Origin of the sequence: Rhizobium sp. UGM030330-04, from assembly GCF_003208455.1 — a bacterium.
Classification (GTDB): domain Bacteria; phylum Pseudomonadota; class Alphaproteobacteria; order Rhizobiales; family Rhizobiaceae; genus Agrobacterium; species Agrobacterium rhizogenes_A.
This window is the reverse complement of record NZ_QKML01000008.1, coordinates 236,364-247,988: the sequence shown is the minus strand read 5'-3', so window position 1 is coordinate 247,988 and position 11,625 is coordinate 236,364. Positions and strand designations below refer to the sequence as shown.

At 60.2% G+C, this 11,625-nt stretch carries 12 protein-coding genes; 2 read left to right on the top strand and 10 right to left on the bottom strand.

The annotated features are described in order from the left end of the window. Positions 1-29: 29 nt before the first annotated feature. The 8 genes from N434_RS14545 to N434_RS14510 all read right to left on the bottom strand — a co-directional run bounded on the left by N434_RS14545 (position 30) and on the right by N434_RS14510 (position 6,967). The gene (locus N434_RS14545) at positions 30-878 is read right to left on the bottom strand and encodes an alpha/beta hydrolase (protein ID WP_181423979.1); all 849 of its coding nucleotides are present in this window, start codon (positions 876-878) and stop codon (positions 30-32) included. Between the two features lie 54 nt (positions 879-932). Then, a complete protein-coding gene (locus N434_RS14540; protein ID WP_110758835.1) occupies positions 933-2,165 on the bottom strand; it encodes an MFS transporter in 1,233 nt (410 codons plus the stop codon). A 52-nt stretch (positions 2,166-2,217) separates the two neighbouring features. Continuing rightward, the gene (locus N434_RS14535; protein WP_110758930.1) at positions 2,218-2,898 is read right to left on the bottom strand and encodes a cupin domain-containing protein; all 681 of its coding nucleotides are present in this window, start codon (positions 2,896-2,898) and stop codon (positions 2,218-2,220) included. Further along, positions 2,885-3,925: an alcohol dehydrogenase gene (locus tag N434_RS14530; protein WP_110758833.1), complete on the bottom strand. Its 1,041-nt coding sequence runs from the start codon at positions 3,923-3,925 to the stop codon at positions 2,885-2,887. Before N434_RS14530 ends, N434_RS14535 begins: the two co-directional genes overlap by 14 nt. 3 nt (positions 3,926-3,928) lie before the next feature. Further along, entirely contained in the window at positions 3,929-5,065 is a 1,137-nt protein-coding gene (locus N434_RS14525) for a flavin monoamine oxidase family protein (RefSeq protein WP_110758831.1), read from the bottom strand. 38 nt (positions 5,066-5,103) lie between these two features. After that, positions 5,104-5,385 carry a hypothetical protein gene (locus N434_RS14520; RefSeq protein ID WP_110758829.1) on the bottom strand — a complete coding sequence of 94 codons (282 nt, stop codon included), beginning with the start codon at positions 5,383-5,385 and terminating at the stop codon, positions 5,104-5,106. 119 nt (positions 5,386-5,504) lie between these two features. Next, the gene (gcvA, locus tag N434_RS14515) at positions 5,505-6,431 is read right to left on the bottom strand and encodes a transcriptional regulator GcvA (RefSeq protein ID WP_110758928.1); all 927 of its coding nucleotides are present in this window, start codon (positions 6,429-6,431) and stop codon (positions 5,505-5,507) included. Between the two features lie 32 nt (positions 6,432-6,463). Continuing rightward, complete coding sequence (locus N434_RS14510; RefSeq protein ID WP_065117895.1) at positions 6,464-6,967, bottom strand: TetR/AcrR family transcriptional regulator; 504 nt, start codon at positions 6,965-6,967, stop codon at positions 6,464-6,466. A 106-nt stretch (positions 6,968-7,073) separates the two neighbouring features. Here N434_RS14510 and N434_RS14505 point away from each other — a divergent pair, with 106 nt between their 5' ends. Together N434_RS14505 and N434_RS14500 are read left to right on the top strand one after the other, a co-directional pair. Beyond that, positions 7,074-7,841 (top strand): SDR family NAD(P)-dependent oxidoreductase, encoded by a 768-nt coding sequence (locus tag N434_RS14505; protein WP_110758827.1) that lies wholly within the window; start codon positions 7,074-7,076, stop codon positions 7,839-7,841. A gap of 9 nt (positions 7,842-7,850) precedes the next feature. Continuing rightward, positions 7,851-8,201 (top strand): carboxymuconolactone decarboxylase family protein, encoded by a 351-nt coding sequence (locus tag N434_RS14500; RefSeq protein ID WP_353618483.1) that lies wholly within the window; start codon positions 7,851-7,853, stop codon positions 8,199-8,201. 450 nt (positions 8,202-8,651) lie between these two features. Here N434_RS14500 and N434_RS14490 read toward each other — a convergent pair whose 3' ends face one another. Both N434_RS14490 and N434_RS14485 read right to left on the bottom strand, forming a co-directional pair. Next, entirely contained in the window at positions 8,652-9,827 is a 1,176-nt protein-coding gene (locus tag N434_RS14490; protein ID WP_110758824.1) for a glycerate kinase family protein, read from the bottom strand. A gap of 143 nt (positions 9,828-9,970) precedes the next feature. After that, a complete protein-coding gene (locus N434_RS14485; protein WP_110758822.1) occupies positions 9,971-11,437 on the bottom strand; it encodes an SLC13 family permease in 1,467 nt (488 codons plus the stop codon). Positions 11,438-11,625: the final 188 nt, after the last annotated feature.

The window sequence follows — 11,625 nt, the reverse complement described above, 5'->3', positions numbered from 1 at the left end:
TCGGACGCTCGGTGTCGCAACCGGGACGTTCAGTCACCGAGTGCCGCCCGGAGTCCCCACATGAAACCCGGCCTTACGGCGCTGATATGATCCGTGCCCTCCATGATCTTCGAGGAGATATTCAATCCCTCGTAGTCGCGTGAGCGAAGACGGGACTGGAACTTCTGCATGCCGACGACCATGTCGTTCGTCTTTCCCTTCCGCGCAGGATCGTGGCGAGACGTCTCAAGACCCCCGACATAGAAGACTACATGCGCGTTCAGTTGGTGGCGCCTTTTGGCGTAGTCGTCTTCGAGCCTGTAGATTGCTTCGTCGGCGAACCAAAAGGATGGGCTGCCGAGGATGTAGGTCTGGAAAAGCGAAGGTTCGGTCAAAAGGATATGGGCACCAAGCAGCCCTCCATAGGAATGTCCCCAGAAAATGCGGCGGCCGGATGCGAGCCGGTAGCGATCCTCGACATAATGCAGGACGACGTCGCGCAGGTAGTTTTGATAGGCGGCCGCGCCGCCATAAATCCTGCCGCTTCCCGGGAGCGTTACAGGCGTGTAGTCGCGACGGCGGCTGTCCTCAAGCGTCTCGCCGAGCGCATAGGAAAGGCCGATGACGACGGCCTCCTCGACTTGCCTGTTTTCTGCAAGCAGGCGGGCGTCGCAGCTCAACTTTGGAAAGGCGCGGCCGCCATCGGCGATGACTAAGAGGGGATAGTTTCTTTCTGGACGCTGCGAATAATCTGCGGGTAGACTGATATAGATTTCGTAGCGGCGGCCCGACGCGGGATCCGGTAGTTGCACGGTCAGGGCTTCACTTTTCGAACAAAGCGACTTCGCTTCGGATGGCGAGAAGAATGCGGGTGCTGCTGTCGTGACGAATGTCGCCATGAAAGCCAACGCCAATCTCCAGATCGATATGGATGTCATCTCTCGTCGCTCTGTTTATCGGCTCTTCTTCAATCGGGCGGCCTGCCAGACCAAAGGGACAAGAATGATCGCAACGGCGGGCAGGACGAGCCTGTTGATGCTGCCCCATCCCGAATTATAGAGAAGCGAGCCGGCGAAGAACGAAGCGCAGGCAACCGTTCCGAAGACCAGAAAATCGTTTGCGCCCTGTGCCTTGCCGCGCTCTGCCGGCGTATGGCAATCCGCGACCATGGCCGTGGCGCCGATGAAGCCGAAATTCCAGCCGATACCCAGCAGGATCAGCGAACCCCAGAAATGCGCGATGTCGAGACCGCCGAGCGCGATCAGGGCCGATATGCCAATCAATAGAAGGCCGACGGCTGCAACCCGCTCCTTGCCGAAACGGGCCATCAGACGACCGGTGAAGAAACTGGGCCCGAACATTGCCAGGACATGCCATTGGATGCCGAGGGCAGCGGAATCGACGGAATGACCGTGGCCCACCATCGCCATCGGGGCGGCGGTCATGACAAAGGTCATGAGCCCGTAAGACACGACACCTGTGGCCACGGCCAGCATATAGCGCGGTGAAAGCAGGATACCGGAGAGCGGACGGACGCCTGTCGTATCGGCCCGTATCAGTCCCGAAAGGGGCGGGTGGCGGAGGTATAGCAGGACCGGTATGGCAAGGCCGGCCAGCACCGCCTGACTGAGAAAACTGCCCGCGAAAGAATGACCCGGAAAAGCTTCGCGCGTCCAGATCACCAGTTGCGGTCCGATCACGGCCGCGATCAGGCCGCCGATCATCACACGGGAGATCGCCCTGTCGCGATCGGCGCCTGTGAGGCCGTCCGTAGCCGCGAAGCGGTAGCTCTGCACGTAGGAGCTATAAAAGCCGGCCAGGAAGGTGCCGATGCAAAAGAGCGTAAAGCTGGACTGGACGATGCCTGCCGTCGCCACCAGACCGGCTGCGATGCCAAGGATTGCTCCAAGGAGATAACCCGCCCTGCGGCCGAACCGGAGCATCATGGCTGCCGCCGGAAGCGTTCCGACAGCAAGCCCGAGATTGAGCAGACTGACCGGCAGGGTGGCGGCAGCCGGGTTTGAGGCCAGTTGCTGACCGACCAGTCCTCCCAGTGAAATGACGATGGGAGAGTTGGCCCCGCCAAGGGATTGCGCCGCCGTCAATATCCAGACGTTTCTTGAGGCAATGGTCTTGTATTCCGATGAACCCGCGTCCTCGCAGGGTGTCGGTTTGACGATGTTCATTCGTCATATTCCTTCAGATCGAGCTATTCATATGTGGCGGCAGTCGATGCGCCTACTCCGGCATGCGCAACACGTCAGGATGCAGGAGAGGGCCTTGCTTCAGCCATATCCGCACGCCATCGGCACCGGTGGTGACGTCCATATCCGCTCCGGCCGGCAATCGCCCCCAGCATTCGCAGGACAGTATTTCTCCGTCCCGGATCATGCTCCCCGAAATGACGAGAAATTCCAGCCCGGAAGGGTTTTCGACGCGGATCTGTGTGTTCCGACGCCATTCTTCGATAAAGACGCGCTCATGCCCATCATCGAACAGGAGCTGCGAGGATATGCCGCCGCTGCGCGCCGCGCCTTGAACAGCGTCTCCTACCCGTTTGACGATCTGCACGTCATCGCCTTCACGAAATTGCCAGAGGCGAACGAAAATCGTGCAGCCTTTGATGGATGCCGGCACATGGGACGTGCCCGGCGGGTTGCGGAAATAGGTGCCGGCCGGGTAGTCGCCGTGTTCATCCTGAAATACGCCTTCGAGAACCAATATTTCCTCGCCGCCGGCATGGACATGGCGCGGAAAGGCGCTGCCCGGCGCATAACGTACAATCGACGTTGCTCGCGCCACCTCCGCTCCGACGCGATATAACATCCGTCGATCAACGCCGGCTGCCGGGCTCGGAATCCAGTCGAGCCTCGATGCGTGGACGATGACGGGGACGCTCAGGTCTTCATTGATCAGCATCGGCCCGATCTCCCATGGTCAACACCATCCGGAACTGGACATCGCCGGATCTCATGCGTTCCACCGCCTCGGAAGCGCGCTCCAGCGGCATGGTTTCGATCATCGGCCGAATTCCGGTCAGGACGCTGAAATCCAGCGTCTTTTCGTTTTCGAAGGGAGAGCCGGTGATCGAGCCGATCACTCCGCGCTCGCCGCCGACGAGGAAGCCGGTGGAAACGGGAAGGGGATCCTTGCCGATACCGAGCATGACAAGAAGCCCGCCGGGAGCCACCGAGGACATGAGATCGGCGACCGCTGTAACATTGCCGATCGTTGTCAGGATCGCCTTTGCGCCGCCCATCCCGCGGAGGATGTCGACCGCGCTTTCGGCATTTGTATCGATGTATCGGTGGGCGCCAAGGCTGAGCGCGACCTCGGCTATATCCGCACCGCGGCCAATGGCGATGACACGAAATCCCATCTTCCGGGCATATTGCAACGCCATATGACCGAGGCCGCCAATGCCGAGGACGACCACCGTATCGCCTGCTTCTGCGCCGCTTTTCTTGAGCGCATTGAAGGTGGCGATGCCGGCGCAAAGGATGGGGGCCGCTTCCTCCGACGAAAGATCGTCGGGGATCGATACAAGCCCGGTTGCCCTGGCCGTCATCATTTCCGCATAGCCGCCATCCCTTGACGATCCCAATACGGGCTGGTTGCGGCAGAGATTGAAGCGGCCGCGCCGGCATTGGTCGCATTCGTTGCAATGGCCGCCGAGACGGCCGACACCCACGCGCTGGCCGATTTTCCAGATCGCCGGCGTATCGGCGCCGAGAGCGACGATCCGTCCGACGACTTCATGACCCGGCACCCGGGGCGGCTGAAGTGCCGGGTCGGCGCGATCGATGTCGCCGGCATCGGCGCCGCAGATGCCGCAGGCTTCCACGGCGATCAACACTTCGCCGGCCGGCGGTAAGGGCGTCGGCCGCTCGACAATTTCGAGCTTTCCGGGGCTGGAGATCTGCACGGCCTTATAGGTGGATTTCATGCGCTATTGCCCTTTCGGTGAGGCAGGTTCAATGACATCTGAGTTGCAGCGAATAAGGTCTGCCGCGGCCCGCTCGCCTGCTTCAATGGCTCCCGCCAGATAGCCGGGCGAATTGGCTGCGGTTTCACTGCCGGAGAGGGTAATCCACCCGCTCCAGTCCGCATCGACCCAGTCATGTTGGCCGCCGGCGGGATGTCCTGCGGCCGTCAGGTCAAGCTCCGTCGCGGTCAGGGTGTCGATGGCCCAGTCCTTGTAAAGCGTGGCAACCGGATGGAGGGCTTCCGCACCGAATATCTGGCCGAGCTGGGCCACGGACGCGGCAAGCAGGGCATTTTCATTGAGTTGCATCCGGCTCCGGGCGGGAATGCCGACAAATCCGAAAAGCGCAGCCTTGCCGGACGCCGTCGTCGCATCGTGGATTTCAACCAACGGTCCGGCCATGCTTTGCGCAGCACCTGACAAGCCCGCTTCGCGCCAGAACGGCCGCTCGTAAACGGCGAAAAACTTCGCATGCGGGGCCATCCAGGTCGGTGTGGCTCGCCACAGGGCGCGTGTCGCGTTCCGGGGGGGTAGCGAGAATTCCACCGTGGCCTCAAGGAGACGCGGCGGCAATGCGAAGACGACATGCGTGGCTTCGATTGTTTCGACACCTGATGCCGTCGAAACTGTCACGGCAAGGCCGGCCTGTGTGCGGGCGAGATTGGTAACCCGGGATTCGAGGTGCAGGCAATCCTGCGGGAGACGAGCGGCCAGCGCCGAGACCATGGCGCCGGTGCCGCCCGCCAGCCGCATCGATGAAGGTTGATGGCGAAATGAAGGATAGCGCTCCGGCATTCCGCCTTGCGAGCGCTGGAAAAGCATCAAGCCATCGGTGTGTTGCGGAATGAATGTCAGCCCTAGTTCATCGACAAGAGGCAAAATCTCCGGCGTCATATCCGGCCAGAACCAGGACGGTCCAAGATCGAGGCCATCATCCGACGCGTGGTTGTCCTCTCCCGCCGACAGGATGCGGCCGCCGAGACGGCTGCGGGCCTCGATCAGGCAAATAGGCAGGCCCGCCTGATGCAGCCTGTAGGCTGTCACCAGGCCGGAGAGCCCGCCGCCGACAATGAGTACGTGTTTGGTGCCGATAGGGATCATCTGATTGCTGGAACCTGAAGTGAGCACTCCGCCGGCCCTCAGGCAACCTCGTAGATGCGGATTTCAGGTGCCGCCACAAGCAGGGGCTTCAATCCGGTCACGACATCGTCGTTGAACATTGCGCTTTCGAGATAGGCTTTCGCATGGTCGCTCGTGTCGAAGCCGTGCAGGACCTGAACGTCATCCGGACGGATCAACAACTCCTTGGATGTGGCTCCGGCGATCTCGGACAGGAACGATTGCTTGTATTTCTGATAGATGTTCGCCGCAGCGGCGCGGTCGCTTTCCTTGATTTGAAGCGTAATTTCGAGGTAGGCCATGATTTCCCTTTCGGTTCACGCACGGCCATCGGCCGTCAGCAATTTGCATGCGCAAACTTCAACGGAAGTCGCCTCTTGGACAAATGAGACTTTCTTCGCCGCGGGAAAGAAAAACTATCTCACGATAGGAAGCGTGCCTGCGCTTCATCGAATAGCCAATCGCGGAAGGCTTTCAGTTTAGGCAGCGCGGCATATTCTGTTCGGTAGACAACATAATAGGCCAGTTTCGAGGCAACCCGGACATCGGGAAAAAGCCTCCGAAGCCGGCCGGCGGCGAGATCGTCATGGGCGAGAATGCTTCTCGCCAGGGCGATACCTCGTCCCTCTATCGCGGCCTGCAGCACAGCGGCCGAGTTGTTGATCCTCATGCCCCGTTGTGGCGGTGGCCCGGCGACGCCCGCAGCCTCCAGCCAAGCCGGCCAGCCAATGAAACCCACCGAAGGGTCAACGGACAGATCATGAATGAGAGGCGCGTTTTGGAGGTCCTGTGGTGACGCCAGATCATGTGCGGTGTGAAAACCGGGCGAACAAACGGGAAAAACATCCTCGTCCATCAGTTTCTCGGCGATAAGCTCCGGCCATATACCGTCGCCGTAGCGCACGCCGATATCGAGGCCCTGCGCCTTGAAATCGGCAAGTTTCAGGCTCGTCTCGATCCGGATATCCGTGTCCGGGCATCTAGCCTGAAAACGGTCGATCCGAGGCATCAGCCATTTGGCCGCAAAGGCGGGACTGACGGTGACATTGAGGATGCCGCTCGTCGTTGATTCGTGCAGGCGCTGCAGCCCGATGCCCAGCCTGTCGAGACCGGCGCGAATGTCCGGAAGCGCATTTTCCGCCGGCTCCGTCAGCTTCAGCCGGGTTTTGCCCGAGGTGCTGCGATGGAATAGTGGCATGCCGAGCCACTCTTCCAGTCCGCGTACAAGTTGACCGACCGCCGCCGCGGTGACGTTGAGTTCCTCTGCCGCCGCGGAAAAACTGCCATGCCGGGCGCTTGCCTCGAAGGCGCGCAGCGCATTGAGATAGACCGGCGCTTTCTTCTGCATGGCGGACTTTCCTCCCTGGCCGTCGCATGTTCTCATACGAGAGCAGCGCTGCCATTCTCGAATATTGACGGGTTCTCCAGAACGTTTGCGATCAGCATCGCGCCTTCCAGCGTCGCCAGCGCATGAAACGCCTTGTCCCTGCCGAGGCCGGCGGCCTCTAGTTTTTCGATGCCCAGCAGGAAGAAACGTTTCACTTCCATCCGCACCTCTTCCGGCAGGTCGTGTGCGGTCGCCGCCAGCGTGCCGCACAGGCACATGCGCCCGTCACGCCGCAAAGCGGTGAAAAAGGTCCGCTTCCAGGCTTCGATGGCACCCGTTCCCCGATCGATCTCGGCGTCCACGGCAGCCATGAAACGGTCCGTGTAACGTTTGGCCACAGCCGCGGCGAGCTTCTCCTTCGCCGGAAAATGGTAATGGACGGAAGAGGCTTTCACGCCGACATCTGCGGCCACGTCCCTGAAGCTGAAACCGCTGTAGCCGCCGCTTCGAATTCGTCTCTCCGCAGCATCCAGAATTGCAGCTGTCGTGTCGGTCATTTTCAAAATCCTCTCTATCTAATGTTAGATAGGGCTTGCATCCGCGAAACGCAATCCATAAGTAGGTTGCCTATCTAACGTTAGATAGACAATAAGGAGACAGAGAATGCGTTTTGAAAACAAGGTAATTGCGATCACCGGCGGCGGCTCAGGCATTGGCAAGGAAGCTGCGGCCCGATTCCTGGCGGAGGGCGCAAAGGTCGCCATCAATGGTCGCGATCTGGCAAAACTGGAGGCTGCCGCGAAGGAGATCGATCCGAGCGGGCAGAATGTCGTCGTGTCTGCAGGTGACATCGCAAAGCCGGAGACCGGTGCCGTGCTCGTTGATACCGCGGTTTCGACGTTCGGCAAGCTCGATATTCTGGTGAACAATGCGGGGGTCTTTAATCCGAAACCGTTCCTTGAACTGACCGAGACGGATTATGACTGGTATCTGGACACGATCCTGAAGGGCAAGTTCTTCACGGCACAGGCTGCCGCGAAGGCGATGAAGGACAAGGGTGGAGCGATCGTCCAGACCGGTTCCCTATGGGCGATCCAGGCGATTGGCGCGACGCCATCGGCAGCCTATTCCGCAGCCAATGCCGGCGTCCACGCCATGGTTCGCAACCTTGCCATAGAGCTTGCGCCCTATAATATCCGCATCAATGCCGTCGCTCCGGCCGTTGTCGAAACGCCGGTCTACAACACCTTCCTGTCGGACGATCAGGTCAAACAGGTTCTGCCGACCTTTAATGCCTTTCATCCGCTCGGTCGTAATGGCCAGCCGCGCGACGTCGCCGAAGCGATCCTTTTCCTGGCCTCCGAACAGGCATCATGGATCACCGGCACGATCCTCCCCGTAGACGGCGGCGTCACCGCCGGCCGCCAGTAGGAGGCTTTCATGAGCAACATGCAGGACTGGAATTCATACCGCGACGCCCTGATCGGCCGCGTCGGCGATTTCGCAAAGCTCAGCCCCGATGTTCTTCGCGGGTTGAACATCATGGAAGCCAGCGGCAACAAGACCGGTAAGCTTGAGCCGAAGATGCACGAGATCATTGCTCTGGCGGTTGCGGTCACGACCCGCTGCGACGGATGCATCGCCGTTCATGCCAAGAAGGCCATCGAACTGGGCGCCAGCGAAGAAGAGATCGCCGAGGCCCTCGGCGTGGCTATCTCGCTTAATGCCGGCGCTGCGCTGACCTATACGGCTCGCGTGTTCGATGCGATCAAAAGCCTGCCGGGCAAGTGATGTAAGTCCCGATCAGCGCGAGACATGCGCTCGCGCTGATCGGGCATGTAGCTGGGATTATTTCTCGAATTCCCAATTGTTTCGGACGCGGGACCATTTCAAGTGCTGAAGCCTGCGGCATGCCCGCAACGGTTTCTGAAAATGATTGCGGGCGTGCCTTCGAAACCAGACGCCGTCATGAGGCTCGCACCTTCGATGGCCATGATGCTGTCGTCGCCAGAAATGCTGCCTCACCTCGCTGGATCCCGACATCCGGATGATCATAAGGAACCTACAGACGACGGTCGCAACAGGGATGGCCGGCACACCTATTTATCCTGTCCACGGCACGAACAATCTAATCCTGGTCGGCAACACGGTCCCGACCGGCTACAGCCTTTTTTGGGATCAGGATATCAGTTGCCCACGGGTGATTTCGGTCGCTGCCTACGGAAGCCCTTGGTTCCTGTGTTAGCCCACTTTTCCCATCGGCAGTCGCAGGTTCATACCGATCATGATCATCCTGACAGCATCCTCCGCTGCGCGGGCCAGAAGCTTGGGTGCCAGTGATATTGCATCCTCAAGGGAGCATGGCCGGGTCAATATCGAGGCGAAAGCATCGATCCCGCACTCGAAATTGAGCCTCACTCCCTTGCCGATCGTACCTGCGAGGGCAACGACGGGAACGCCGGCTTCCTTGGCCCGACGGGCGATTTCGGCAGGAACCTTGCCGAAGGGGGTCTGGCCATCAAGGCTTCCTTCTGCGGTGATCACGAGGTCGGCGTTGCGCAGATAGTCGTCGACATCGAGATATTGCATGACGATATCGTAGCGGGGATGAAGCTTGCCGCAGAGCAGGCCGAGGACTGCCGCACCCAGGCCACCGGATGCGCCGGCACCTGGTGCAGAGCCGACATCAATATCTGTGGTGTCCTTGATGCGGGCGGCATAGATTTCCATCGCCGCAGCGAGCTCTTCCACCTGTTCCGGCGTCGCGCCTTTCTGTGGGCCAAAAATGCGGGCGACACCACGTTCTCCGAGAAGCTGGTTGTGCCAGTTCACAGCGGCATCAATGCGCACCCCGGACAGGCGCGGATCGCGGTTGCCGAGATCGATGCGGTCCAGTTTTGTCAATGCCGCGCCGCCGCGATCAAGATCGCGGCCGGCGGCGTCGAGCAGTCGAACGCCCAGTGCCTGCGCCATGCCGGCACCACCGTCATTGATGCCGCTGTCGCCGCAGCCGAGCAATATTCGTCTTGCGCCACGGTCGAGCGCGGCGCGCACGAGTTCGCCGACCCCATAGCTGGTGGTCAGGCAGGGGTTGCGGCGATCGCGCGGAACAAGGCTGAGGCCGGCGGCCGCGGCCATTTCGATGACCGCCGTCGGCTCGGCGCATCCGCCGAGAAACCCGACAAAGGCCGGGACGGGTTGCCCAAGCGGGCCGGTCACCGTCACCGGGTGGATGGTGCCATTGGTGGCGCCGATCAATGCCCGGGTAAAACCTTCGCCGCCGTCGGCCATGGGCGCCTTGACCACAACAGAGCCGGGGAATGCGCGCAGAACACCTTTTTCAATGCAGTCGGCGGCCTGTTCGGCTGACAGGCTTTCCTTGAAACCAGAGGGGGCAACTACAACGCGGAAGGGCATGGGACGATCCTTTCATGACAGTTATGTGACATTGGGGAAACGTGCTGGCCCGATGCTTATTCCGGTGATTGAAAAATTTAGTCGGATAAATAATAAAAGGCCGCATGTCGCGGCCTTTTATTTGTTGCAAGTCACTGTTTGTGTTAGTTTTTCCGTAAAATTTCCTGCGTCGGCCAAAGAAATGTGGCCGAGAGGATGAGTAGAAATATGAAGGGTGGCAGGAGGAAGTAACCAAGCTTGCGCAGGTCGGCTTGCGTGAATGCCGCGGGCTCCAGGCCACCGAACAGGACCACCGGTTTTGCCGATACCATTGTCATCTGGCAAAAGCCGCTTGCCAGTGTCACCGCCATCACAAGCACGGCCGGTTCCACGCCAAGGCCGGACAAAGGCAGCGCAAAGGCGGGAATGAGAACCGTTACCCGTGCCGTGCGCGAGGTGATCACCAGATGGGAAATGGCGGCGACGATCACGGCAAACGAGATGATGATGACCGGTGCGGTGATCATGCTTAGGCGGAAAACGGCCACCAGCCGGTCGGCCAGCATCTGCGCCGTTCCCGTCTCGATCAGCGCTTCGCCGATGACGAGGGTGCCCGCCATGAAAAGAAGCAGGTTCCACTCGACGGTTTTCAAGGCCGCCTTCAACGTCATGCCGGAGACGTTCGGTGTGCAGAGTACAAGGGCTGCCACCATGCCGGTCAGTGCCATCCCGATACCGTGAATGGATTGGGTGGAAAACATCAGGACGGTAAGGCAGACCACCCCCGCGACGACGACCTGTTCTCTGGAGAAGGGGAGGGTACGTGTCAGCCCCGCTTTGCTGTCCGGGGCCATGTCGCGTTCCTCTCTGGTGAGAAACACATGCAGCAGGATGGCGCAGGCGAACAGGCAGGTGATGAGCGAAAACGGGCCGGCCAGCACTAGCCAGCCAATGAAATCCGGTTGAGTTCCGGTGAGGCGGAACAAAAAACCGGCGGCGATCAGATGCGCTCCGGCCCCGATCAGGGATGCGCCGGCCGACAGGAGGATGATCGTGGGAAAGAGCAGGCCGAGGGCGCGCGAGATCCGGCTGTTGCCGATTGCGCTCGAGAGCCCGAGATAGACCGGCATGAGGATCGCGGCCCGGGCTGAAGTTGAGGGAATGACGAAAGCAGTCGCGAAGGTCAGAAATGTCAGCATCCAGAACATGGAGCGTATGCTGCGCATTTTCGGCATCAGACGCACCGTCACCTGCTCGATGAGACCCACATTCCTCAATACGCCGGCAATCACGAAGGCAGACAGAAGAAGCCAGATGATGTCATTGCCGAGCGACTGGTAAACCAAATCTTCCGGTATGGCGCCGACGACGGCAAGGGCGATGGCTCCGGTCAGGGCAACCGGCGTTTCGGGTAGTTCCAGCACCGTCCATGCGGTGATGGCCGAGAAGAAGATGAACAGCGTTGCCCGCATCGGCATTGTCAGGCCGTCGATTGCAAGGAAGATCAGCACGGCAGCGAAGACAGTCAGCAGCGCTGCGACGATCTGTCTGAGGCGCCGGATGGAAACGGTTGTCTCGGTTACGGCGACTGTCGCCAGTTCTTTCTTTGGATTTGCCGTGGGCAAGGACATGAGGTGCGCCACCACTCGGCCTCCTTTGAATTGCGCCGTCATCAGAGGGCGGTTTCGGATCGGGAGGCCGCCGGGCGGCTCAAAACTCCCCGTGTGGGAATATGAACGTTCGATGACGGTGGTTATTCCCAGCCAAAGTGAGTTTTTAAATGCAGGGTGGTCCGGGGAAATTGTCACTCCACGGAATA